The 23,106-nt window shown below is 59.2% G+C and carries 18 protein-coding genes and 2 pseudogenes; 12 read left to right on the top strand and 8 right to left on the bottom strand.

Going from position 1 to position 23,106, the window contains the following annotated elements:
- Positions 1-68: 68 nt before the first annotated feature.
- From VQ067_RS21245 to VQ067_RS21220, 6 genes are all read right to left on the bottom strand, one after another.
- Complete coding sequence (locus VQ067_RS21245) at positions 69-1,349, bottom strand: site-specific integrase (protein ID WP_263889520.1); 1,281 nt, start codon at positions 1,347-1,349, stop codon at positions 69-71.
- Positions 1,346-3,268: a MobH family relaxase gene (mobH, locus tag VQ067_RS21240; protein WP_263889519.1), complete on the bottom strand. Its 1,923-nt coding sequence runs from the start codon at positions 3,266-3,268 to the stop codon at positions 1,346-1,348. Before mobH ends, VQ067_RS21245 begins: the two co-directional genes overlap by 4 nt.
- Positions 3,269-3,715: 447 nt before the next feature.
- The gene (locus tag VQ067_RS21235; RefSeq protein ID WP_023124020.1) at positions 3,716-4,945 is read right to left on the bottom strand and encodes a 3-hydroxybenzoate 6-monooxygenase; all 1,230 of its coding nucleotides are present in this window, start codon (positions 4,943-4,945) and stop codon (positions 3,716-3,718) included.
- Between the two features lie 315 nt (positions 4,946-5,260).
- Positions 5,261-6,304: a gentisate 1,2-dioxygenase gene (gene gtdA, locus VQ067_RS21230; protein ID WP_023124019.1), complete on the bottom strand. Its 1,044-nt coding sequence runs from the start codon at positions 6,302-6,304 to the stop codon at positions 5,261-5,263.
- A 40-nt stretch (positions 6,305-6,344) separates the two neighbouring features.
- Entirely contained in the window at positions 6,345-7,289 is a 945-nt protein-coding gene (locus VQ067_RS21225) for an MBL fold metallo-hydrolase (RefSeq protein ID WP_023124018.1), read from the bottom strand.
- Positions 7,286-8,980: a GMC family oxidoreductase gene (locus VQ067_RS21220; protein ID WP_033991233.1), complete on the bottom strand. Its 1,695-nt coding sequence runs from the start codon at positions 8,978-8,980 to the stop codon at positions 7,286-7,288. The genes VQ067_RS21225 and VQ067_RS21220 overlap by 4 nt, the downstream gene beginning before the upstream one ends.
- Before the next feature lie 188 nt (positions 8,981-9,168).
- On the opposite strand from VQ067_RS21220, the gene VQ067_RS21215 reads away from it, so the two are divergent.
- The 11 genes from VQ067_RS21215 to VQ067_RS21165 all read left to right on the top strand — a co-directional run bounded on the left by VQ067_RS21215 (position 9,169) and on the right by VQ067_RS21165 (position 21,428).
- Positions 9,169-10,095 carry a LysR family transcriptional regulator gene (locus VQ067_RS21215; protein WP_023124016.1) on the top strand — a complete coding sequence of 309 codons (927 nt, stop codon included), beginning with the start codon at positions 9,169-9,171 and terminating at the stop codon, positions 10,093-10,095.
- 146 nt (positions 10,096-10,241) lie between these two features.
- On the top strand, positions 10,242-11,036 hold the full coding sequence (locus VQ067_RS21210; RefSeq protein WP_023124015.1) for a class II aldolase/adducin family protein: 795 nt from the start codon (positions 10,242-10,244) through the stop codon (positions 11,034-11,036).
- Positions 11,037-11,057: 21 nt separating this feature from the next.
- Positions 11,058-12,509 carry an aldehyde dehydrogenase family protein gene (locus VQ067_RS21205; protein WP_340080889.1) on the top strand — a complete coding sequence of 484 codons (1,452 nt, stop codon included), beginning with the start codon at positions 11,058-11,060 and terminating at the stop codon, positions 12,507-12,509.
- A gap of 149 nt (positions 12,510-12,658) precedes the next feature.
- Positions 12,659-13,396, top strand: coding sequence for an SDR family oxidoreductase (locus VQ067_RS21200; RefSeq protein ID WP_023124013.1), 738 nt, complete (start codon positions 12,659-12,661; stop codon positions 13,394-13,396).
- A gap of 30 nt (positions 13,397-13,426) precedes the next feature.
- On the top strand, positions 13,427-14,326 hold the full coding sequence (locus VQ067_RS21195; protein WP_023124012.1) for an SDR family oxidoreductase: 900 nt from the start codon (positions 13,427-13,429) through the stop codon (positions 14,324-14,326).
- 53 nt (positions 14,327-14,379) lie between these two features.
- Positions 14,380-15,153: an SDR family oxidoreductase gene (locus VQ067_RS21190; RefSeq protein ID WP_031636511.1), complete on the top strand. Its 774-nt coding sequence runs from the start codon at positions 14,380-14,382 to the stop codon at positions 15,151-15,153.
- 92 nt (positions 15,154-15,245) lie between these two features.
- Complete coding sequence (locus VQ067_RS21185) at positions 15,246-17,021, top strand: monovalent cation:proton antiporter-2 (CPA2) family protein (protein WP_052150397.1); 1,776 nt, start codon at positions 15,246-15,248, stop codon at positions 17,019-17,021.
- The gene (locus VQ067_RS21180; protein WP_031636509.1) at positions 17,018-17,560 is read left to right on the top strand and encodes a DUF924 family protein; all 543 of its coding nucleotides are present in this window, start codon (positions 17,018-17,020) and stop codon (positions 17,558-17,560) included. Before VQ067_RS21185 ends, VQ067_RS21180 begins: the two co-directional genes overlap by 4 nt.
- Positions 17,561-17,923: 363 nt before the next feature.
- Positions 17,924-19,086, top strand: a protein-coding gene (locus VQ067_RS21175; RefSeq protein WP_108720486.1) for an IS3 family transposase whose coding sequence is annotated in 2 segments (ribosomal slippage) — positions 17,924-18,179 and positions 18,179-19,086 — 1,164 coding nt in all. Because the reading frame shifts where the segments join, the coding sequence is not laid out codon by codon here.
- 382 nt (positions 19,087-19,468) lie between these two features.
- The gene (locus VQ067_RS21170; RefSeq protein WP_033990321.1) at positions 19,469-19,753 is read left to right on the top strand and encodes a hypothetical protein; all 285 of its coding nucleotides are present in this window, start codon (positions 19,469-19,471) and stop codon (positions 19,751-19,753) included.
- A 1,456-nt stretch (positions 19,754-21,209) separates the two neighbouring features.
- Positions 21,210-21,428: a hypothetical protein gene (locus tag VQ067_RS21165; RefSeq protein ID WP_003108468.1), complete on the top strand. Its 219-nt coding sequence runs from the start codon at positions 21,210-21,212 to the stop codon at positions 21,426-21,428.
- Here VQ067_RS21165 and VQ067_RS21160 read toward each other — a convergent pair.
- Positions 21,425-21,577 (bottom strand): annotated as a pseudogene (locus VQ067_RS21160) (DsbA family protein); the annotation flags it as partial. The gene VQ067_RS21165 and the pseudogene VQ067_RS21160 sit on opposite strands and share 4 nt — an antisense overlap.
- A gap of 64 nt (positions 21,578-21,641) precedes the next feature.
- Here VQ067_RS21160 and VQ067_RS21155 point away from each other — a divergent pair.
- Positions 21,642-22,091 carry a GNAT family N-acetyltransferase gene (locus VQ067_RS21155; RefSeq protein WP_071534877.1) on the top strand — a complete coding sequence of 150 codons (450 nt, stop codon included), beginning with the start codon at positions 21,642-21,644 and terminating at the stop codon, positions 22,089-22,091.
- 2 nt (positions 22,092-22,093) lie between these two features.
- Here the strand turns inward: VQ067_RS21155 and tnpC are convergent.
- Positions 22,094-23,101, bottom strand: a pseudogene (tnpC, locus tag VQ067_RS21150) (IS66 family transposase); the annotation flags it as partial.
- Positions 23,102-23,106: the final 5 nt, after the last annotated feature.

The following is a 23,106-nucleotide window of genomic DNA, read 5'->3' as shown; positions in this document are numbered from 1 at the left end:
GGCCTAGCGAACTGCTGGGAGGCGCGGCTACCTTTCGTCCGGTAGCCGGTCCTTCAGTACCGGTATCGCTAGGCGAGACTGCTTCGGGCAGTAGATCCCCATCCACCAGATCCGCTTGTTGCAGCGGGAGCCGCGGATGCCGAGGCGGCACGGTTCGATAAGTGTTGAGCCATTAGAGTGAACAGCACGCTTTGGTCGAAGGTGTCAGGTGGCTGTGGTAGCGCTTCTTCCCGCACGGTTGGACCTCCCTGAATGCCTGTCTCTTGTGTGTGCTCCCTTGGTTCTGACGGTTCTGTCCTGGCCTCAGGTGGCGGCACTTCACCCACTCGAGCGAGAGGTTGCCCGCATGGCTTCGGTTTGGCAGAGGCTTGCGGGGAGCCGCTGTAATCCACCTTTCTGACGTTCTCCAGCGCGCCTTGGGCCAGGCTTCTAGCATGCAGCACGGCACGCATGTGGTCGTAGTCGGCCTCGATGTAGCTCATCGTGGTCTGGATATTCGAGTGGTTGAGCAGGCACTTCGTGAGATGGATGTTCCGCTCGGGTGCCTTCATCAAGTCGGTGGCCAGGGTGTGCCGGAAACGGTGCGGGGTCATCCGCACCCCAACCTTCTCGGTCAACTTCCGGTACATGGCCTCGACCTGGTCGGAGTTCATCGTCTTGCTCTTGTAATGCGGTGAGAACCGGTTGACGTTGAACAACTGGTCGTCATCGGCGAATCCGGCTCTATCGGCCTCCTGCAGGAGCCGCGATAGGTGAGGCACAAGCCCCTCCGTTATTGGCACTACGAACTCTTTATGAGTTTTCTCTGTCTCGCCGCGGATGAGGATCAGTTGATTATCCCAGTCGATGTCGCGCTTGCGGATGCACAGCAGCGCGTTCAACCGGATGCCGGTGTAGTAGAAGACCTCAAACGTGCAAAGCCAGAACCAGGCGGGAGTGATGCGTGCGCGATCGCCGGTGCAGCGCTCGGCGCCGACCTGCATGTTGAGCCAATTGCGGGCGCGCAGGATGGCTTCGGCTGCGACGGTTTTGCTTGCTCGCCTGGGGGGGATGACGGTGGTCTTTCTGAACGGGTTGACTTGGGAGTGCGTCACCAGCTCGTGCTCGATGGCATACCCCCAGATCGTTCGCAGATGATTCGAATACGTGTTCCAGCTCCTCTTCGACAGGCCTTGTTCCAGGACCTTGCGCCGCCATCCCAGCACAGACCTGTGGTCCACCTCCTGTACGGTTGCCGTAGGGCCGAAGTGCTTGAGCAGCGCCTTGGTCGCGGCGCGGTAGATCTTCGCGCTGGCTTCTCGGAGATCGTGCGCGAAGATGTACTCCTCGGTGAGCTGCTGCGGCGTCATTCCACACCTCCTTCGGCATCGGTGATGACCGTGAGGCTTGGGTTGTCCAGAGGCTGCACAGGGAACAGCAGTTTGGGATCCTGGAGCAGGTAAGCCTTGAGCTCCTTCGTCTTGCGAGGACCAGAAACCTTGATGGTCCAGATGTTCAGATTCTTACTGGTCTTTCGGTGAAGACCCTGTTTCTCGAACGCGCGCTGCACCAGCTTCCAGCCGGCGGTCTCCTTGGCCTGGGCCAGCTTTTCAACCTCCGGATGCTCCTGGACATAACGCTTGAAGATTCCTGGCGTGACCAGCATGGCGGTCCCGTCGACGGTATGCACCAAAGCCTTGGTGTCGTTGATGAACAGGCGACGGGCCGTGATGCCAGATTTCATCCAGTCAACGAATCCCTGTCCCAGATCAGTGCTTCTGCTAGGCATAAATACGTCTTCAATTGCTTCAGGAGCGCAATCTATTGGCTCCTTGTTCCCTAGTGGCTGCTGCAGGTTCTCCTCCCCGCGAGTGTTCGTAGGAGAAGCAGCCGGTGAGGCGTGGCTAGTAGTGTCTAGCCCGCTTGGTGGCGAAGTGATATTACCAAGAAGCGCGTATAAGTCGTCCGTTTCTTCCTGATCATCAATTGACGGGTTCGCAATCGCCCGTATCTCCTTTGACGGTTTCGCAACGCTCGGCGAAGGTTGGCGGAGCGTCATCTTGGTTTCTGGTGCTTGCTGCTGTTCAATCGGATCGTTGGGGATTTCGCAGGTCGTTTCCGGCTTTTCAGGGGAGGCGTTGCCCTCTTCAATGACGAGTGATCCGCTGTAGGAATCAGGCCGCTCGGCAGGGTCAGCCCAAATCAAGGCTGGAGCGATCTTGAGGAGCGTGAACTTGTTTCTCCACCCAGCACCATTGTCTATCGTGGCCGTCCAGATGGCCTTGTCTTCGGCGTTCGTCTGAATGACGGCTTGGTCCTGAAGCATGTTGAAGAGCGTGCTGTTGGAGGAGGGGACCCCTTCGATTCCCTGAGCCAGTAGGTAGGCCCTCAACTGATCGGCCGCAGGCTTGCTCACCAGCCAGAGTGCGTCCTGGGTCAGCCATCCATCGGACGGGCCGCCAGGTTGATTCAGCTTGAACTTGTCCTTCACCAGGTAGCGAAGGCCGTCTGCCAACTGCCGCTGCAGCGACTGCTTCGGTGCAGCCAGCGCTCGATCCGGATTACCCCCCAGCTCCTGCGCGACTGAGGCCTGGTCTGCCTTCACGATGATCTCGCCGAGGATCCCAGCGTGCTCGTACTGCCCTGCGAACAGGTAGATCAATTGAGCCCACAGCTCTGGAAAGCGACTGAGCCAATCGAGTGCAGTGCGCGGTAACAGTTGGTGGATGAGGAGTGCTGAGGCAGCGCTGTGGAGCTGGTACTCGCGGGGCTTCACGTACTTGAAGCGGTATGGCTGGTTGATCGGTCCGTTCCAAGGGTGCCAGGTGCTGCCGTCCTGTAGCTCAACCTGCAGGTCGACGACGATCTTGCCTATGTCGTGAGCCAGGGCGCCATACGCCGCGGCGGCCGACCAGGCTTCAGCCTGGGCTGACTGTGACTCCGGCGCTGCGCCGATCGGGAGCAGGTAGGTCTGCCGTACCTTGAGTGCGTAGGCCACGATCTCCAGGCCGTGATCGATCATCCCGCCTGGATGAGCATGGTGATGGTTTTCCGAAGCAGGGAGCTGCTGGACCAGCTCTGCATAGTTGGCCAGTGGCCGCCGGTAGATCTCCTCGAATTGCTGCTTGGATAGCGAGGCACGTTGCCAGATGTTCTCCAGTAGCTGCCGGCGCCGAGGCGTGCCGAGCAGTTCCATGCTGCTCAGAGGAGGGAGGAATCCCCCTGGGGCAGCTTTGGTTGGTGGGGTGGGGGACGGCTTCCTGGATATCCAGGAAAGGAGTTGAAACATGGGAGGCTCCATGACGATTCATGGAGCGGGCTTTTCCGCCAGATCAGGGGCTGGCAACAACGAGAAAACAACGGTAGCGGGGAAGGGGTATTTTTTTGGCGATGTGCCATCTCTATGCTGGGGTGACCTGCCCCCAGTTTTAGTACCGCTTCCTAGTTAGTACGTCCTGGGGTTGATATCAGGGGATACTGTGTCATGGAGAACAGCATGGGAAGTTTATAAACCGAGCATGACTTACGATACGTTTGCCTAACGACGCAGGACAGCCTTATCCAGCCCAGATTAGCCAGTGGCTATTGGAGTCCGGCGGCCTGCGATTCGTGTTGTTGCGGGCGTTTTATGCTGGCACGGTCAGTAGCCAGGCACATCGCTTGTACCACATGCTGGGCCGGCATGACCTGGCTCAGCAGTTATTGTCGGGCTCTTAGAACAGGCTCCCATCGTTGGTTAGCTTAGTTTCACAGAGGTAGCCAGCTCCAACGGCTGCAAGCAGTTGGAAGCCTGCCATCCGTACAGCCAATGGAGTGCATCATGGAACCGGTCCTGGTCGCGTCCTTGCCATAGCTGATTGCGGACCTGTCGCTCCACGCCTTTGGCGTGATAAAGACGGCCCATTTCGCGGGCGGACCACAGTACACGTGCTGTGCGGGGTATGCGTACTTGCTCATAGAGCCGCATGGCGGCCACCAGATCGTGGTTGCAGGCCTTCACCGCCTGTCCAAGCACTACCGCATCCTCCAACGCCATGCAGGCGCCCTGTGCCAGGTACTGAGTCATGGGGTGAGCCGCGTCGCCCAGCAAGGTGACACTGCCTTCGCCCCAGCGGTCGACTGGGTCGCGATCAGCGGTCGCCCAGCGGCGCCAGGAGGTGGGGCGGTCGAGCAGTTGTCGCGGACGCTCGTGGATACCGTCGAAGTACGACAGCACTTCCTCCTTACTGCCGTCGCTGACGCCCCAGCGTTCCTCGCGACGACTATGAAATGTCACCACCAGGTTATATTGCTGGCCGCCGCGTAGTGGATAATGCACTAGGTGGCACCGAGGGCCGGCCCAGAGCATCGGCGCATTGACTTGAAGGTCTTCGGGCATGTCCGCCCGTTCGATGACCGCCCGGTAGACCACATGACCGGTGACGCGGACGTCATCGCCCAGCAGTGTCTGGCGGATGACCGACTTGACTCCGTCGCAGCCGATCACAGCGTCGGCCCGGTAGCGATTGCCGCGGCTGTCGCTCAGCGAAACCCCTGTAGCGTCCGCCACGAGAGTTTCGATACGGGTAGAGGTCTGGAAGCGGATCAGCGGGTTCTTCTGCACGGCCTCGAGGATCGAGCGGTGGATGTCGGCGCGATGGATCACCCCGTAGGGGTTGCCGAAGCGCTTGCGAAAGGCCTCGCCGACATCTATGCGCGCCACTTCCCGGGCATCTATAGCATCCATCATGATCAAATTTTCTGTAAATACCGAGCGTGCCCTTGCGGTATCGCCCACCCCCAGTGCGTCTAGCGCCGAGTAGGCGTTCGGGCCCAGTTGTATGCCCGCGCCGATTTCACCGATTTCTCCGGCTTGCTCCAGCAACAGTACCTCCAGGCCTTGCTGGGTCAGGGCCTGGGCGGCGGCCAGTCCGCCTATGCCACCGCCGACGATGATGATCGATTGTCGTTTTTGGGGTGCATTCATCGTGGAGTCTCCTCACCTGTCTTGCTTTTGTCCTATGGGAATGAAATTGGCCTGACACTCGGGTGCGGTACGCTGAAACACTTCCTGGACCATGCAGTGATCGAATAACGTCACCACCGTGGGTAAGCACTTCAGCTTGCAGCCCTTGCGCAGCGCGTTGCTTACCCATCTTGCTCATGTGCGCTTGGACTTCTGCCACGGCGCCGCTCACTGACTGGCGGGGCAGCACAGGCTCGCTCTCCTACGGGCATGCCGGCGCTAGCGTAGTGGATGGTTCGAGAGCGAACAGATAGGTCATGACAACGTCAACTGGGGCTAACGGTTTTCGCGGGATTCCCGCAGCAGGCCAAGCACCTGCTGCACCGGGCGATCAGAGCAACTGAACAGCACGCATTCCTGCTCGGCCTGCAGGCTCAGCGAAGCCCAACTGGGCACTACGAAGGTGTCCTTGGGAGCAAAATCAAAATTCTGGCCCGCAATGACGGCCCGCCCGTGGCCTTCCACCACCGAGAACACTGTGGCGTCGCTGGTCCGGTAGGTCTTGCCGTTGAAACCACGTGGCAGCAACTGCATGCAGGTGCCGATGGTCGGCATTGCCCAGCCACCGGTGGCCGGATTGACGTACCGCAGCTTCAGGCCGTCCCAATCGTCCGGTTCGGATTGGCGCAGCAGGCTGTCCAGGGCTTCGCGGCTGCGTTCGTAGGGATAGTGGAACAGCGGCGACGTTGCACCGCACACTTGGTGACGAAGCGGAAGCATGTTGGCACCATAGCGCGCTTGGCTGACCCCCTCGGGACGCGTGACGGGCTGTTCGGCATCGAGAGGGCTCTGCGCGAAACCGCAGTCGAGCGAGCGCACCAGGGGAATGTCCAGGCAGTCGAGCCAGACTACCGCTTCGCCGCCCAGGGCTTGTCCGGGGTTGCCATGGGCATGCCATGCCCAGGACGGTGTGATGATGAAGTCGCCCGGCGCCATGGTCACTCGCTCTCCATCCACGGCAGTGTAGGCGCCTTGGCCTTCCACCACGAAGCGTAGCGCCGACTGGCTGTGGCGGTGGTTGGGGGCAAGTTCGCCTGGCATTATCAGTTGCAGGCCGGCATACAGACTAGTGGTGATTGCCGCCTGCCCACGTAGGCCCGGGTTCTCCAGCACCAGAACGCGACGCACGGCCTCTTCAGCGCTGATCAACTGGCCGGCCTCCATGAGGTGCGGACGAATGTCGCCGTAGCGCCACAGGGCCGGCTGGCAGTCGCTGTTGGGTTGGTGCGGGACCAGGTTGTGCAATTGTTCCCAGAGGGGAACCAGCGCCTGGCTGGCAAGGCGCTGATAGAAGGCGGTGCGAGCGCAATCGTTGCTCATGAAAACTCCTCCTGATGAGTGGGGCGGTAGAAATCGGGCATCAGGACAAGAATCTGATGCCGAAGGTGCCGGCGTCATCGACGATATGACCGGCGTGAGGGGCCTCGAAATGCCCGGGCAAGAGGAGTGCGCCGTGCTGTTCGCAAAACGACAGCAGGTCGTAGCGACTGCGCGCGGCCAGCGCAGGGTCTTCGCAAACCTTGCTGCTCCACTGCCAGAATGGAATTTGGATCGGAGAGTGCAGCATGTCGCCGCTAAATACGCCGCGTGCGCCTCGGGAGGACAGTTCGATCCGCACATGCCCGGGCGAATGGCCCGGTGCATGGCGGATGAGAAAGGTGTCGTCCAGTTCATAAGTGTCGGCGAACATCACACTCTGGCCTGCCTCGATCACAGGCAAAACACTGTCGTTGTACATGGGCGCGAACCAGGCAGGGCCGGGGGCACCTTCGCCGCGTACGGCGCGCAGCAAATGGTCGTACTCGACCTGTGAGATCACATAGCGGGCTTTGGGAAAGGTCGGTACCCAGACGCCGTTGACCAGTTGGGTGTTCCAACCGACATGATCGGCGTGCAGGTGGCTGCACATAACGTAATCGATGTCCTGAGGCTGGATGCCCAGGGCTCGCATCCTGTCCAGGTAGCGTGTGCACAGATGGTGCATTTCCGGCAAACCGGGGCGCTCCTTGTGATTGCCGATGCAACTGTCGATCAACACAGTGTGGCGGCCGGTGCGTACGATCCAGCTGTGCACCGGCATCGGAATGCGACCGCTTTCCGGATCGTAATGAGTTGGTGCCAACCAGTGCTCATGGGCAGCCACGCGCTGGCGGTCGAAATTCGGCAGCCAGCTTTGTGCGGTTTCGCCCAACAGCGAAGTGTCGTACAAGCGAATCACCTCAACCTCGCCCAGGCCGATACGGAAGACGTTGCGGTCATGCTGGACGATGCGTGCGCCATGGGAATGATTGTAGATGTGGGTCATTGCAGCCTCCCGGCAGGCTGGCGCGGGGTGAGCGGGGAACTGGCCGGCCGCTGTTTGCGGGGCGAGGCCTTGCCCGTAATGAAATCGGCAGCGCGTTCAGCCATCATCATGATCAGCGCGTTGGTCGGGCCCCGGATGATGCGCGGGATGGCAGAGCCATCAACGACTCGCAACGCCCTCACGCCTCGCACACGCATCTGATTGTCGAGCACCGCTTGCGGATCTTCGTCAGGCCCCATTCGGCAGGTGCCGACCGGGTGATGCAGGGTGATGGCTTGGCTGCGGATGAAGGCGTCGACCTCGGCGTCGCTTTGGACCCTGAGACCAGGTGCGAGCTCTTCGGCGATGAAGGCCTCCAGACCCGGCTGTGCGCCGATCTCGCGCATGCGCCTGAACATCTGGCGTACCGCGATGCAGTCGTTCTCCCTGGTTAGGAAATGCTGACGGATACAGGCAGGTTGCTCGGGGTCCGCCGATTGCAGTGTGACCTGACCGCGGCTTTCAGGAGTCAGGTACACACCTTTGATGGCGAAGGCATCGCTGTAGGGCCGCTTGAATGGTTCAAGATAGGGCGCGGCGTTCATCGGTCCGGCGGCCAGGATCAGTTGTACGTCGGGATGCGCGAGGTCGGCGTGGCTGCGAACAAGCCCAACCGCCGCCGCGGGTATGCGACTGGAGAAGCCATTGCCGCCAAGCAGTGTACGCAGGACATCTAGGACAATTCGGTCGGCGCGCATCATTCGGTGTAAGGGACCGGGAGTGCGCCGCCGCCAGCGGAGATCGAAGACAATATGGTCGTGCAGGTTGTTGCCCACACCCTGCAGGTCTACCAAGCTTTCGATACCATGCGCCTGCACATGTCCGGCAGGGCCGATGCCCGACAGCATCAGCAATTGTGGCGAATTGATTACCCCACCGCAGAGTATGACCTCCCGGCGGGCCTCTGCGTGATGTAGCTCGCCGTTGCGGGCATATTCGACCGCGACGGCACGCGGCGTGGATTGGTCGTTGTCGAACATGATGCGCCTGGCCAGGGCGCCAGTCACCAGGGTGACATTGCCACGGGCTAGGGCCGGGCGCAGGTAGGCTACTGCCGCGCTGCAGCGAAGGCCATTACGAATGGTGGCCTGCATCGGTCCGAAACCTTCGTTTGAAGCTCCGTTGTAGTCCGGATTTTCGGGATAGCCGCAGGCTCGTGTCGCGGCTAGGAATCCATCGATCAAGGGGTCTTGGTAGTCGAGCCGTCCAACCGTCAGCGGACCGCTGCCTCCGCGCAAGGCGCTTTCGCCACCTTCCCAGCTTTCGCTGCGCTTGAAATAGGGCAGCACATCGTCGTAAGCCCAGCCCTCAATGCCCAGCTCATTGGCCCAGCCGTCATAGTCCTCGCGAGCTCCCCGAGCATAGGCCATGCCGTTGATCGATGAGGATCCGCCAACCACCTTGCCGCGGGCGCATTCGATCCGGCGGGCCTGCATGCTAGCTTCTGGCTCGGTGAAGTATCCCCAGTCGAACAGCCTGTTCTTGAGGATCACGCCCCAGGTCAGCGGTACCTTGATATAGGGTGAGTGGTCCTGGCCACCAGCCTCGAGCACTAGGACACTCACTTGCGGATCTTCGCCCAGGCGATAAGCGAGAGCGCACCCGGCGGAGCCGGCGCCAACGATCACGTAGTCGTAGCTGGTGAGGTTCATATCGACACCTCGCGATAGGTGACTATACGTTCCGATGGCCGGGAAGGTGCGGGAGTCAGAGGAACCATTGTTGTCTCCTGTCGGGCAGGCTTGTTGTTGGTTCCGGGGATGATGGGGTAATGCAAATCATACCTTCAAATACGTATTAATCTTTATTCAAATAGCCAAGTGGATATAGGAGTGTGGCCATGCGTGGTTTTGATTCGTACCTCACCTTCCAGAAGCTTGAGGTGTTCTGCACCGTTGTGGAGTTGGGCAGCGTCACTCGGGCTGCGGACCGGCTGTGCATAGCCCAGCCGGTGGTCACTGCCCATGTGCGCAGCATGGAGGCACGGCTGGGCTATGCCTTGGTTAGGCGTTCGGGCCGCAATATCGCTTTGACGGAGGCGGGCGAGCGCATTTATCGATGGGCGACGGAGGTCATAACCCGTACCCGAGAGGTGGAACGCGAGTTGGCTGGGCTGGAAAGTGGCGAGATGGGCAATGCCGTGGTGGCGACGTCAATGTCGGTAGGGTCCTATGCGTTGCCGCCGCTGCTGCTGGACTTTCACCGGCTGCATCCCGACGGGTTGGTGACGGTGGAAATCTCCAACCCGCAGGGCGCCGTAGATGCCACGCGTATGGGGACATGCGATTTTGCGGTAATTCTGTTAGCTGTTGGCCAGGATCTTGATGGCTTAACCACCTTGCCGTTGTGGGAAGACGACTTAGTGTTGGTGTGCTCGCCGAGCAGCCCATGGGCAAGCTTGCCGCTGGCCGATCTCGATGTGCACCAGATGCCTTTCGTCAGCACGCCACGCAATATGCCGCGTCGAGAATTGGAGGAGTCACTGCTGCGTCGACAGGGTTTCGAGCAGCGGCGAGTGGTCATCGAGCTAGGCCATCCGGAGGCCATGAAGCATGCGGTGCGACAGGAAGTCGGCGTGAGCTTCATGTTCGCCTCAGCGGTGCGCGCCGAGATTGCCCGTGGTGAGCTGCAGGTGCTGGCACGCCCCGATCTGTCCATGAAGGTACCGATCTATCTGGTGCACCGCGAAGACAAGCGCTTCTCAGCTTTCCAGACTCAATTGGTCCAGTTCATTCTCAGCCGTGCGGTGCCGGTTTCCGTGCCCTAATCTCATAGTCGGCTGACTATGTTTGGTTGTGGGAATAGCTAATGGATATATGGTAAGGCCGCTCCTAATCTACGAGTGTGTATGGCGAGCCAGCCAGGTCATGGAGGCTCGCACTGACGCCTAACCACTCAAGGAACATGCCTACCATGCTTAACCATTCTTGCCAGGCTCATGGCAGCGCAGCGTTTGCTAACGATTCTGGGCATATCGGCATTACACCGGATCCTGCGTTGGTCGAGGATCTGGTCCGTGCCAACCATATTCTGTTCGATCAGGGCATTGTCGATGCCTTCGGTCATGTCAGCGTGCGTCACGACAAAGATCCCGAACGATTCCTACTGGCGCGCAACATGGCCCCAGGAACCGTGCGCCCCGAGGATATCGTCCAGTTCACCCTGGACGGAGCGCCGGTTGATGCCGGCGGGCGGGCGGTCTATCTCGAGCGTTTTATCCATGCAGAGATTTATCGGCTGCGCCCTGACGTGCAGGCGATTGTCCATAGCCATTCACCTACAGTCCTGCCGTTTAGTGTCTCGCGTGCTGTTGCGCTGCGACCGGTATGCCACATGAGCGGCTTCCTAGGGGCGGGTGCGCCGGTGTTCGAGATCCGCGAGAGCGGCGGCGATGCCACCGACCTGCTGGTGCGTAACAATGCCCTCGGCGCGGCGCTGGCCCGCAGCCTTGGCGACGCGTCATTCGTGCTGATGCGTGGGCATGGCTCTACGGTGGTGGCACCGACCCTCAAGCAGGCTGTGTACCGGGCCGTGTATGCCGAGGTCAACGCACGCATGCAGATCGAGGCGCTAAACCTGGGCGATGTGGTCTACCTAAGTGAAGAGGAGGCGGCCACCGCCTGCGCCAACATCGAGACCCAGGTCGACCGGCCATGGGAATTGTGGAAGAAGCGTGTGCAGCGCCTGCACGCTTCCGATGTCCATTGAGCGACTGGAGAGGATGGGAGCATGCAAGACTCATTGATCACAGGGCGCCTGCTGATTGACGGCGAACTGGTCGAGAGCGAAGGCGCTGGCTGGGTGGATTCGATAAACCCCGCCAACGAACAGATCATTGGCCGCGCGCCCGCCGGTACCCGACGGGATGTTGAGCGAGCGGTGGATGCTGCTCGCCGCGCGTGGCCGGCCTGGGCCGAGCGTACCGGTGAGGAGCGAGGCGAACTACTGCGCACCTTCGGCGAGCGTATCAAGGCGCGTGCCGAGGAGCTGGCTCGGATCGAGGTGCTGGATTCGGGCAATACCTACTCTCCCACCCTGGCCAGTATGCACGAGACCGTGCGTAGCCTGCGTTACTATGCGGGTCTGATACACGGGCTGCACGGCGAAACGATTCCCGCCACTGGCAGACATCTCCACATGACGGTTCACGAGCCGTATGGCGTGGTCGGCCGTATCGCCGCGTTCAACCACCCGGCAATGTTCTCTGCTGCGCGCACCGCCTCGGCACTGGTGACCGGCAACACTGTTGTGGTCAAGCCTCCGGAAACTTCGCCGTTGTCAGTGCTGCTGCTGGGAGAGATCGCGCGGGAAGTGTTGCCGCCCGGGGTATTCAACATCGTCAACGGCACTGGCCAAGAGGTTGGCGATGCGTTGGTGCGTCACCCCGAGGTCAAGCGCATCGCGCTGATCGGCTCGGTACCGACTGGCATGGCGATCCAGCGCAGCGCCGCGCAGGTTGGGATTAAGCACGTGACCCTGGAACTGGGCGGCAAGAACCCGATGATCGTGTTCCCCGACGCTGATCTCGATGCCGCGGCCGACAGTGCGGTACGCGGGATGAACTTCTCCTGGCAGGGGCAATCCTGCGGCTCCAATTCGCGGCTGCTGGTCCACGAATCGATCTACGAAGCCCTGCTGCAGCGCGTCGTCGAGAAGGTGGCTGCGATAAAAGTGGGCGACCCTATGGCCCCGGATACGGGCATGGGGCCGATCAACTCAGCCAAGAGCTATGCTCATGTGATGAGCTTCCTTGACCCGGCGCAGACCCAGGGGGCTCGCCTGATGACCGGCGGCCGCCGCCCGCCAGGCGCGGCCTTCGCCAAGGGCTTCTGGGTCGAACCGACTGTTTATGCCGACGTTCTCCCCGGCATGCGCCTATGGCGCGAGGAAGTCTTTGGGCCGGTACTGTCTGTCAGCAAATGGCGCGACTTTGAGCAAGTTATCGCCATGGCTAACGACACTGAGTATGGACTGTCCGCCGCCATCTGGACCCAGGATATTCAACAGGCATTCGATACTGCCCGCCGGGTGCGGGCTGGAAGCGTCTTCATCAACGGCAGCAACACCCATTTTCTCGGCGTGCCCTGGGGCGGTTTCAAGAACAGCGGCGTGGACAGGGAAGAGGGCATTGAGGAGCTGTACAGCTACGTGGAGAAGAAGGTCATCAACGTCATGCTGTAAACGTTCGATGTACTGACAGGCCCGGCGCAGCGAGGCGCGGGCGTCACGGTTGTCGAGGGATCAACTGTAGCGGAAATGGCGCTGGCCCATGAGGGGGCGGTCCGCCCTCTGGTGCCTGCACGACACTGACCCAGCAAGAGGTTTCTTTCATGAGCGAAACAAGCAAAGTCGCGTTGATCACTGGCTCATCGCGCGGGATCGGTGCGGCCCTGGCCCAGCGCCTGGCTGGCGAGGGTTTCCGGGTAATTGTGAACTACGCCGGCAGCGCCGGCCCGGCCGCGGCAGTGGTCGCCTCCATTGAGGCGGCCGGTGGTCAGGCTCTGGCCCTTCAGGCTGATGTGGCAGATCCCGTGGCGGTTGGAGTGATGTTTGAAGAAGTTGAGAGAGCGTTCCAGGGTATCGACGTGGTCGTCAACTGTGCCGGCGTGATGCAACTGGCCAGCGTTGCCGACAGCGACGACCAACTGTTCGATCGCACGGTGGCCATCAACTTCAAGGGCACCTTCAATGTCTGCCGTGAAGCCGCGCGACGTCTGCGCGACGGTGGCCGGATTATCAACTTCTCATCCAGCGTGATCGGGATGCGTAGCCCCACCTACGGCGTCTATATCGCCACCAAGGCGGCCGTGGAGGGGTTGACTCAGGTACTCGCCCAGGAAATGCGAGGGCGCGGCATCACTGTCAATGCGGTGGCGCCAGGGCCTGTGGCCACCGCGCTGTTTCTTGACGGTAAAAGCCCGGAACTGATCGAACGCATGTCCCGAGTCGCGCCGCTGGAGCGCCTTGGTGAACCCGGGGATATCGCTGAGGTGGTCGCGTTCCTCGCTGGTCCGCAAGGGGGCTGGGTTAACGGACAGGTCGTGCGAGCCAATGGCGGCCTATGCTGAGCGGCAACACTGAATAGAAGGAGCTATTTCATGAAACAGATCGTTCTGGTAACCGGCGCATCGAGCGGCTTCGGACTGCTCAGTGCCCAGCGACTGGCCCAAGCGGGCCATACCGTTTACGCTTCGATGCGTGAAACCCAGGGGCGCAATGCGCCGCGGGTGACCGAAATCGCGGCCTATGCACAAACGCACGGCGTCGATTTGCGCACCGTCGAGCTCGACGTGCAATCGCAAGCATCTGTGCAGGCCGGCATCGACAAGGTCGTCGCGGACAATGGCCGGCTCGATGTAATCGTCCACAACGCGGGGCATATGGTGTTCGGTCCCGCCGAAGCCTTTACCCCGGAACAGTACGCGCAACTTTACGACATCAATGTGCTGTCGACCCAGCGCGTGAACCGCGCGGCCTTGCCTTATATGCGCAAGCAGGGGCGCGGGCTGCTGGTATGGGTGTCGTCGTCCTCGGCTCGTGGCGGTACGCCGCCGTTCCTGGCGCCATACTTCGCCGCTAAGGCAGCGATGGATTCCCTCGCCGTTTCCTATGCTTGCGAGGTTTCACGCTGGGGCATCGAGACCTCGATCGTGGTGCCCGGCGCGTTTACCAAAGGCACCAATCATTTCGCCCATGCCGGCAGTCCTGCCGACGCGGCGGTTAAGGCGGCCTACGATACGGGTCCATATGCCGATGTGGCGGTTAAGTCCCTCGAGGGGCTGGCAGCACAGGAGCCGGAAGATGCCGACGCCTCGTCCGTCGCGGTGGCCATCACCGAGATCGTCGATGCGCCTTTCGGCAAACGGCCGTACAGGGTGTACGTCGACCCAGCGCAGGATGGCGCAGAGGAAGTATTTCGGGTCGGCGATCGGATCCGTCGCGAGATGTTCCGCACGATTGGTCTCCAGGATCTGCTCAAGCCTCGTATCAACGTGTGACCTTCAATCACCCTGCACACTCCGAAGCCAAGCTCCGCAACAGGAGAAATACCATGACCGACCACAGCATAAAGGGCAAGATCGTCATCATCGCCGGCGGCGCCAAGAACCTCGGTGGCCTCATCGCACGCGATCTTGCCGCTCACGGCGCGAAGGCCGTCGCCATCCACTACAACAGTGATTCAACAAAGGCCGAGGCCGATGCTACGATCGCCGCGATCAAGGCTGCGGGTGCCCAGGCGGTGGCGTTCCAGGCAGACCTAACCCGTGCCGGGGCCATGGAAAAGCTGTTCGCCGATGTGGTTGACGCCATCGGCCGTCCCGACATTGCCATTAACACGGTGGGCAAGGTACTCAAGAAACCAATCGTTGACATTAGCGAAGCTGAGTACGACCAGATGAGCGATGTCAACGCCAAGTCGGCATTCTTCTTCCTCAAGGAGGCCGGCAAGCACCTTAATGATAACGGCAAGATCTGCATGCTGGTTACCGCCTTGCTGGGGGCTTATACCCCATACTACGCCGCGTATGCGGGCACCAAGGCTCCAGTGGAGCATTTCGTGCGGGCAGCGTCCAAAGAGTTGGGTGAGCGGGGTATCTCAGTCACCGCGATCGGCCCAGGTCCGATGGATACACCGTTCTTCTATCCAGAGGAGGGTGCCGATGCGGTGGCGTACCACAAGACGGCCGCGGCGCTGTCGAAATATTCGCGCACGGGCTTGACCGACATCGAGGACATCGTTCCATACATTCGCTTCATGGTGTCCGAAGGGTGGTGGATGACCGGGCAGACGATTCTGGTGAACGGCGGTTACACCACCAAGTGAGCGAACGGAGGCCGCTTCCCCATGGGGAAGCGGTCTTGTCTTGCGACCGGCGTGCCCATGAGTGCGGTACGCTAATGTTAGGGTGGAGTGTTATGACCGGCGAATCCGTTTCACAGACCGCCGAAACGGCGGTCCATCAGGGGTTCGACCTGCTACCCGTGGTCGTGCTGTTGGGAGCTGCGGTGATCGCCGTACCTCTGTTCAAACGTCTGGGGCTGGGTTCAGTCCTGGGCTATCTGGCGGCCGGGGTAGTTATCGGGCCATTCGGCCTGGGCTTTTTTGACGACACCCATTCGATCCTACAGGTCGCGGAGCTGGGGGTGGTGATGTTCCTCTTCATCATCGGCCTGGAGATGCAACCGTCGCGCCTACTGTCGATTCGCGGGGATATCTTTGGACTTGGCTTTGCACAGGTTCTGGTCTGTATCGGGCTGCTCACCTGCGTCGGGCTGCTGCTCGGCTATCCGACTGCGCAAAGCTTCGTCGCCGGCACAGGCTTCGTGCTTACCTCCACGGCGATCGTCATGCAGATGCTGCAGGAGCGTCGTCTGTTGGGGCAGCCCAAGGGGCGGCGGATCGTGGCCGTCCTGCTGCTCGAAGATCTAGCCATCGTTCCGCTCCTGGCGCTGGTCGCCTTTCTCGCGCCGGGAGGCGGGCAGGTCAGCCAGGGCGGTCGCTGGATCGAAGTCGCCACTGGGGTGGGGGCCATTGTTGGCCTGTTGGTGGCGGGGCGCTACCTGCTTGATCCGCTGTTCCGCGTGCTGGGTAAGGCGAAGGCTCGTGAAGTAATGACCGCGGCAGCCCTGTTCGTCGTGCTAGGGGCGGCATTGCTCATGCAGTGGGGCGGGTTATCCATGGCCATGGGCGCGTTCTTGGCCGGGGTATTGCTGTCTGAATCGTCATTTCGCCACCAGTTGGAGGCCGATGTCGAGCCGTTTCGCGGCATTCTGTTGGGGTTGTTCTTCCTTGGCGTGGGCATGTCGCTTGATGCCGGCATCGTGGCGGGTAACTGGCGGCTGATTGCGGTGTCCGTGCTGGCCTACATGTTGTTGAAAATGCTTGGCATCTTCCTGGTTGCCCGGCTGATGGGGGCCGGCAACCGCGAGGCGCTGGAGCGGGCGGTTTTGATGGCCCAGGGCGGAGAATTCGCTTTCGTGCTGTACGCCGCCGCCATGGCGGTGGGGCTGATCGATCGGCACGGCAATGCCATCCTGACGGCGACCATCATCCTGTCCATGGCCCTTACTCCGATCCTAGTGATGGCCCATGACCGCTTGATGCCCAAGGTTTCGCCATCGCTAGAGGGCGTCGAGCCCCCGGACAACCTCAGTGCCAGCGTGCTGCTGATCGGTTTTGGGCGGTTTGGGCAAATTGTCAGCCAGCCATTGCTCAGCCATGGCTGTTCGATTTCGATCATTGAGACTGATCCCGATGCCATCCGCGATGCCGGCGACTTTGGCTTCAAGGTGCACTACGGTGACGGAGCTCGCCTGGATATTCTCCAGGTTGCGGGAGCGGCGAACGCACGGCTGATCATCGTCGCCGTTGATGATCGCGAGGCTAGCCTGAAGATTGCCGAATTGGTTCATACCAGCTTCTCGCAGGTCCCAGTGCTGGCTCGTTCGTTCGACCGGGAGCACGCCATCGAACTGCTTAATGCAGGCGCTACCTGGCAAGTCCGGGAAACTTTCGAGTCGGCGCTGACATTGAGCGAGCACGCCCTGGAGCTGATGGGAACGCCGGAGCAAATGCGCCGTCAGATCATGGACGACGTGCGGCGTTGTGACGCCGAGCGCTTCGCCCTGGAAACGGCGCAGGGAATCTACGCTGGGCGCAGCCTGATCCATGGCAACCGGAGTGCATCATGAATCCCGCAGGTATTGAGTTGATAGACTTCTGGCGACGGGCTGGAGACCAAGGTCTATGGTTCGCCAAGCAGGCCTCGTTTGATCGAGCCTTCCGACGGCGTTTCCTCAATCTGCACCTGGCCGTTGTGGACCGGCATCACGATGACTGGATCGAAACGCCACTGGGCGCGCTGGGATTGCTATTGCTGACCGACCAGTTCCCCCGCAATGCTTTTCGCGGTTCCGCACGGATGTATGCCACTGATCCAATAGCTCGACATTTTGCTCTCCAGGCCCTGGAGGCTGGACACATGCCCCACGTCGACGCGCCGTTGCGCGTGTTCTTCTGCCTACCATTCGCCCATTCCGAGGATCTGGCCGACCAAGCGCTGTCGATACGGTTGAACAAGCAATTGGGTCAACCCTGGTTGGCGCATGCCGAAGGACATTGCGACATCATTCGGCGTTTTGGTCGATTTCCGCACAGGAACGCGATCCTGGGTCGGGTCTCGACCCAAGAAGAGGAGCGCTTTCTTCAGGAAGGCGGTTTTGCCGGTTGACTCCGATTCGTCGACATACCTCTGGACAGACTTTTTTGGGAAAAGACTTAAAATCCTGGCCGATTGCGCCCCTATGTGAAATTGTGATCGTTCTCGACGTCAAAGTAGTAACCCACCATAGGATGACGTCTGTGGGGGCATGAACCTATAGCCTTTTCAGTGCGTTCGCCAGGGCGAACGCAGCCATTTCTGCCTTCCGGCAGGCCCTTTCGGGTAGGGCTTTTACCCTTGTGAACCATTCCCTTCGCCCTTCAAGCCCATTTCCCCTTTGGGCCATTTGCTCCTGCTACAGCTGCTCTGTAGTGGTCTACTGATCCCGGACACCGATTTAGGCGAGAATCCTCGCCGTGAGAGAGGTGTCTGATGAGCAAGCAACGACGTACGTTTTCCGCCGAGTTCAAACGAGAGGCCGCGGCCCTGGTGTTGGACCAAGGCTACAGCCATATCGACGCCTGCCGTTCGCTGGGGGTGGTGGATTCGGCCTTGCGCCGTTGGGTGAAGCAGCTCGAGGCGGAGCGCCAGGGTGTGACCCCGAAGAGCAAGGCGTTGACGCCTGAGCAGCAAAAGATCCAGGAGCTGGAAGCCCGGATCAACCGGTTGGAGCGGGAGAAAGCGATATTAAAAAAGGCTACCGCTCTCTTGATGTCGGACGAACTCGATCGTACGCGCTGATAGACCAGTTGAGTGAGCAGGAGTCGGTGGAAGTGGTCTGTTCAGCTTTCGATGTGGCGCGGTCTTGCTACTACGTCCACCGTCTTCGACGGCGGCGTGTCGATGCTTGCCGCGTGGCGCTACGCAGCCAAGTCAACCAGTTGTTCAGCCAGAGTCGGGGCTCGGCCGGCAGCCGCAGCATTCTGGGCATGCTGCGCGAAGAGGGCGTGACCATCGGCCGTTTCCGAGTGCGTCGGTTGATGCGTGAGCTGGGCCTGGTCAGCAAGCAACCGGGCTCGCACGCCTACAAACAGGCCACTGTTGAGCGGCCGGATATCCCGAATCGGCTGAACCGCAAATTCGCGACCGAGCATCCCAATCAGGTGTGGTGTGGCGACATCACCTACGTCTGGGCGCAAGGCCGTTGGCACTACCTGGCCGCGGTGCTGGATCTGCATACCCGGCGGGTGATCGGCTGGGCGTTCTCGGCCAAGCCGGATGCCGAACTGGTGATCAAGGCCCTGGACATGGCCTACGAACAGCGCGGCAGGCCACAGCAGGTGCTGTTCCATTCAGACCAGGGCAGCCAGTACGCCAGCCGCCTGTTTCGGCAACGGCTCTGGCGCTATCGGATGCAGCAGAGCATGAGCCGTCGGGGGAATTGCTGGGATAACTCGCCGATGGAGCGCCTGTTCCGCAGTCTGAAGTCGGAGTGGGTCCCGTCAACGGGTTACCTGACGGCGCAGGAGGCCCAACGGGACATCAGTCATTACTTGATGCACCGCTACAACTGGATCAGGCCGCATCAATTCAACGACGGGTTACCACCTGCGGTGGCCGAAGAAAAACTCAACCCACTGTCCGGGATGGGTTGACCACTACAGTACCGGTTCTAGAAAGGTACAGACAGGAGACAGGATCGCTTGGGATAGAGCAGCAGGAAATCATCACTACGTCGCCGGAGTATTTTTTACCGCTGTAAAGGCGAGTTGTTAGCGCATGGTGCAGAGGAGGGAGCCTAGTAACTCATAAGGTAGAAGTGAGCTTCCAAGCCATCTTGTATTCAGGTGTTTGCGCGGACTGAGCAGTCGCTGCCGAAACAGTTATTTTTGTTGCTAAGAGGCAGGAAGGCTGCGCTGAGATTCCTACTAGTAAATTAGATAGTTGTTGTCTTCTGAAACAGAACTGAAGCGAAATTGGGGGTAGGGTTTTTCTAGGTGAAGGGTAACTCTTGAGAATTACAAAGGTGTGACGCAAATGTTGTATTTTTCTTGCGGTATGAAGATGGGTGGTTGGGTCGGATATAGGTACTTCTCTCTATTTTCTTTAATTGCTCTCATCTATGGGTGTGTCGGTGGTGGAGGTGGATCGGATGAGATTGGGCAGCACTGCTTTGAGAGAGAGCAAAAGCTATCCGGAGTTAATGATAATGAAGAGGGGAGTGTGAGGTTGAATCTGCTGAACTGCGATCCAATTGAAGGTCGTGTTCTTGAATCAGAGAAGCTGATAAGAAAGCCGCCCAATGAGCTGGGTATTCACTGAGTGAATAATTTTTAGCCTGGAGAGGTCTTTTTGAAAATGAAAAAATCACTTGTTATGTCGGCTGTGCTTTTGGTGGCTAGCAATTTCGCGTGTGCTGATGAGGGCTCAAATGATGGAAGTGAGATATGTCGGGCGCAGGGTGGAGTTGAAATAACAAGTCTGGGGGAAGTCTCAAAGGGTGTGGATGTTGAAGATATTGTAGTTTGTTCGATTCTTCCAAGTAATATGAAGTCGAGTCAAAGAGCGCCTACACTCCCTCCTCTGCAAAGGATGATCATTTCGGCAATGCCTTCACCAGGAACGGTCACTGTTTCTGCCAGCGGAAATAGGAAATTTACAACATCTTGCCGGGCAAATCTTTATGCTCCACGTTATGCCAATTTCTATCCAGACGGTGTTAGCAGGGGAACATCAGATCTACGATGTGTTGGTTACAATACACCCGGGAATTCATCTCAAGGGTGTAATGTGTCATGGGTCGGCCCGACCGACATTCAATTGGGTGTTGAGCCATATGGCGGATCTGTTGTTGTAAACTACAGTTGCACTGCATTCAAAACAACGATTCCAGTGATAATGAGCTACAGTTATCGTGATGGGCGGGCAGTGTATGGTGAGGTCCAGAATGTGTCAGGAATAATAAATGTGGTTTTGAACTAAGGATGCGCCTTAGTAGGATTTCATTTCAAGGTGTTCAGCTTGCGAATGTGCTGCAGGGCACTCTATAGAGTGCCCTGCATAGGCTGGAAGTCGTTTGGCTGAGGGCTAGTCTTTCGAGTTCGATATGGCACGTTGATGAAGGCTGGTAAAAAGTCCTGTCTGTGTGGGTGGCAGGCGAGTGGCGCGTTCAGACGCTAATGTGGAGTTCAAGGTAGGGTTCCGACGCCGAAGATCCTCTTTGGGTGGAGTCATTTGCTGAGCCATGCAGTTATAAGACAGGCTACGTGCTCCATTGACTTGGACATCGATACACGAAGATTCAGATTGTTCATCCGAGTGTGACTCTGCGGGCGGGGAGGCAGCAGCCTGCTGTGCCAAACCAACTATAGGCAACAAGAATATAATTCGAAGAATTTTAATAAGCATTCCAATCTCCTTAACCCTGAGGGTTGGATGAGACTCAATAGTAACCTCAAGTTATGAGGAAAGATGAACCGCCTATCGTTTTGTAGTCTTGGTTAGGGCAGGCACACGCTAGTGAGTAGTACCAAGAGTAAGCCGATAGCCAGGGGGCGTGGTGGCCCATTTGGGGAAGTGATGAAGAGGTGCGGGCTTGTACCGGTTCGAGGAAGGAATAGACAGCAGACAGGATCGCTTGCGATGGGGCAGCAGGAAACCATCAGCCCGTCCGTATCCAGAACTGCTGCTTGCAGCGTTAGGGGTGACTCCCTCATGCCCTAGAGGGCATAATCCCTGTATGGAGATGGCTAACTGATATTAAGGGGTGGTCGAAGTCATGGAACGCTTGCTCGAGAGCATTTACATCAATGCCCGGCCGGCGATGGAGTTGAGGCTTAGCCTCACCAGCTCCGGCCGCAAGAGAATGGTAAAGATTGTGGATGGGGAGGAGGTCGAGGTTCTGCCAGGTGAAGTGCAGGGCATCCTGGAGGCCCAAAAGAGGGATGTTGGAATCCTCGCCGATTTCTTAGCCAAGAGTCTCTTGGCGCGACGCTAGAGATCCTTGGCTAGCCAGTCTATCGCCGACAGCAACGTGGTCTCGTCGGCCATGCCTTCAAGCTTCACGCTTCGTCCTGTCTGGTTGTCCCGGATGACGAGGGTCGGGGTCGCTGTAATGCCCTTCGACTGTGCGGTGTCGATGTTCGTAAGCGTCCGGGGAAGGCACATTGCGATGCGCTAAGCTGTAATCCTTTAGGATTGAGGTCTCAGCATGGAATGCCACGTTCGTCCCGCCACGAGCAGAGATGCAGCAGCGATAAGCCGCGTAGTTATAGCCGCCCTGCGTGAGTCAAATTCACAGGACTATCCGCCTGATGTGATCGCTCAGGTTGAGCAGAGCTTTTCTCCTGAAGCCATCACCACACAGCTTACGAAGCGTAGGGTCTTCGTAGACTTATTGGGCGAAAACATTATTGGCACTGCCGGTCTCGACTGTGACGTCGTCAGAAGTGTTTTCGTTGACCCAGCTCACCAGAAAGGCGGTATCGGGCGGCATTTGATGGATGTCATTCATACAACTGCTGTCAGCGCAGGAGTTGGAGCTGTACGTGTGCCATCGTCGATTACAGCTGAAAGGTTTTATACCGCATTGGGTTATCAGAAAATCCGCGACGAGTTTCATGGGGCGGAGCGCACCATCGTTATGGAGAAGCGGCTGTAGGATTATTCCAGACTATTTACCCACTTATGCGGAAACAAATCAGTGATCTCACTGGCCCGCTGCGTGGGCAGCCGCGTCAGCACATCTTTGAGATAGGCATACGGATCATGCCCATTCATACGCGCCGACTAGATCAGGCTCATGATTGCAGCCGCCCGTTTACCACTGCGCAGCGACCCGGCAAACAGCCAGTTCGAACGCCCGAGCGCCCATGGCCGTATTTGGTTCTCGACCTGATTGTTATCGATGGGCACAGCCCCATCGTCCAGGTAGCGCGTCAGCGCTACCCAGCGTTTCAGGCTGTAATCGAGGGCTTTGGCCGTGGCTGATCCATTGGGCACCAGGTCTCGCTGAGCCAACATCCAGTCATGCAGTTTTTTGAGGATCGGCACCGCCAATTCTTGTCGTATTCGCCAGCGCTCTTCATCACTCATGTCCCGCGCCTGACGTTCGACCTCGTACAAGCCGCTGATCGAGTGCAGGGCCTGTTCAGCCAGCTGACTTTTGTTCGCCACGTGCAAATCAAAGAACTTGCGCCGGGCGTGGGCCATGCAGCCGATTTCAGTGATGCCTTGTTCGAAACCGGCTTTGTAGCCAGCGAAGTCGTCGCAGACCAGCTTGCCGTTCCAGTCACCCAGGAAGTTGCGCGCATGTTCGCCAGCACGGCTTGGGCTGAAGTCGTAAACTACCGCTTTGAGCCCTGAAAACGGCGTCGTGCTGTACGCCCAGACATAGGCCCGGTGGGTTTTCTTCTCGCCTGGCGCAAGCATTTGCACCGGTGTTTCATCAGCGTGGATCACGCCCTGGTTCAGCACGGCTTCACGCAGTGCATCGACCAGTGGCTGAAGCCGCACGCCGGTTTGTCCGACCCACTGCGCCAGGGTCGAGCGAGCAATTGCCAGCCCGGCGCGGCCAAAGATTTTCTCCTGCCGGTACAGCGGCAAGTGATCGGCAAACTTGGCCACCATCACGTGGGCCAACAAACCTGCGGTCGGGATACCTTTATCGATTGACC

It is taken from the genome of Pseudomonas sp. KBN12P06040, from assembly GCF_037574965.1.
GTDB lineage: Bacteria > Pseudomonadota > Gammaproteobacteria > Pseudomonadales > Pseudomonadaceae > Pseudomonas > Pseudomonas aeruginosa.
The sequence above is the reverse complement of the archived record's forward strand: the minus strand, read 5'-3'. Positions and strand labels throughout refer to the sequence as shown.

What these genes read in the sequence shown, in the direction of transcription:
- VQ067_RS21190 (WP_031636511.1), top strand. Translation starts at nt 14,380, where the DNA reads ATGACCGACCACAGCATAAAGGGCAAGATCGTCATCATCGCCGGCGGC.
- VQ067_RS21170 (WP_033990321.1), top strand. Translation starts at nt 19,469, where the DNA reads ATGTTGTATTTTTCTTGCGGTATGAAGATGGGTGGTTGGGTCGGATAT.
- VQ067_RS21195 (WP_023124012.1), top strand. Translation starts at nt 13,427, where the DNA reads ATGAAACAGATCGTTCTGGTAACCGGCGCATCGAGCGGCTTCGGACTG.
- VQ067_RS21200 (WP_023124013.1), top strand. Translation starts at nt 12,659, where the DNA reads ATGAGCGAAACAAGCAAAGTCGCGTTGATCACTGGCTCATCGCGCGGG.
- VQ067_RS21185 (WP_052150397.1), top strand. Translation starts at nt 15,246, where the DNA reads ATGACCGGCGAATCCGTTTCACAGACCGCCGAAACGGCGGTCCATCAG.
- VQ067_RS21180 (WP_031636509.1), top strand. Translation starts at nt 17,018, where the DNA reads ATGAATCCCGCAGGTATTGAGTTGATAGACTTCTGGCGACGGGCTGGA.
- VQ067_RS21225 (WP_023124018.1), bottom strand. Translation starts at nt 7,289, where the DNA reads ATGACCCACATCTACAATCATTCCCATGGCGCACGCATCGTCCAGCAT.
- VQ067_RS21245 (WP_263889520.1), bottom strand. Translation starts at nt 1,349, where the DNA reads ATGACGCCGCAGCAGCTCACCGAGGAGTACATCTTCGCGCACGATCTC.
- VQ067_RS21155 (WP_071534877.1), top strand. Translation starts at nt 21,642, where the DNA reads ATGGAATGCCACGTTCGTCCCGCCACGAGCAGAGATGCAGCAGCGATA.
- VQ067_RS21215 (WP_023124016.1), top strand. Translation starts at nt 9,169, where the DNA reads ATGCGTGGTTTTGATTCGTACCTCACCTTCCAGAAGCTTGAGGTGTTC.
- gtdA (WP_023124019.1), bottom strand. Translation starts at nt 6,304, where the DNA reads ATGAGCAACGATTGCGCTCGCACCGCCTTCTATCAGCGCCTTGCCAGC.
- VQ067_RS21235 (WP_023124020.1), bottom strand. Translation starts at nt 4,945, where the DNA reads ATGAATGCACCCCAAAAACGACAATCGATCATCATCGTCGGCGGTGGC.
- VQ067_RS21220 (WP_033991233.1), bottom strand. Translation starts at nt 8,980, where the DNA reads ATGAACCTCACCAGCTACGACTACGTGATCGTTGGCGCCGGCTCCGCC.
- mobH (WP_263889519.1), bottom strand. Translation starts at nt 3,268, where the DNA reads ATGTTTCAACTCCTTTCCTGGATATCCAGGAAGCCGTCCCCCACCCCA.
- VQ067_RS21205 (WP_340080889.1), top strand. Translation starts at nt 11,058, where the DNA reads ATGCAAGACTCATTGATCACAGGGCGCCTGCTGATTGACGGCGAACTG.
- VQ067_RS21210 (WP_023124015.1), top strand. Translation starts at nt 10,242, where the DNA reads ATGCTTAACCATTCTTGCCAGGCTCATGGCAGCGCAGCGTTTGCTAAC.
- VQ067_RS21165 (WP_003108468.1), top strand. Translation starts at nt 21,210, where the DNA reads ATGGAACGCTTGCTCGAGAGCATTTACATCAATGCCCGGCCGGCGATG.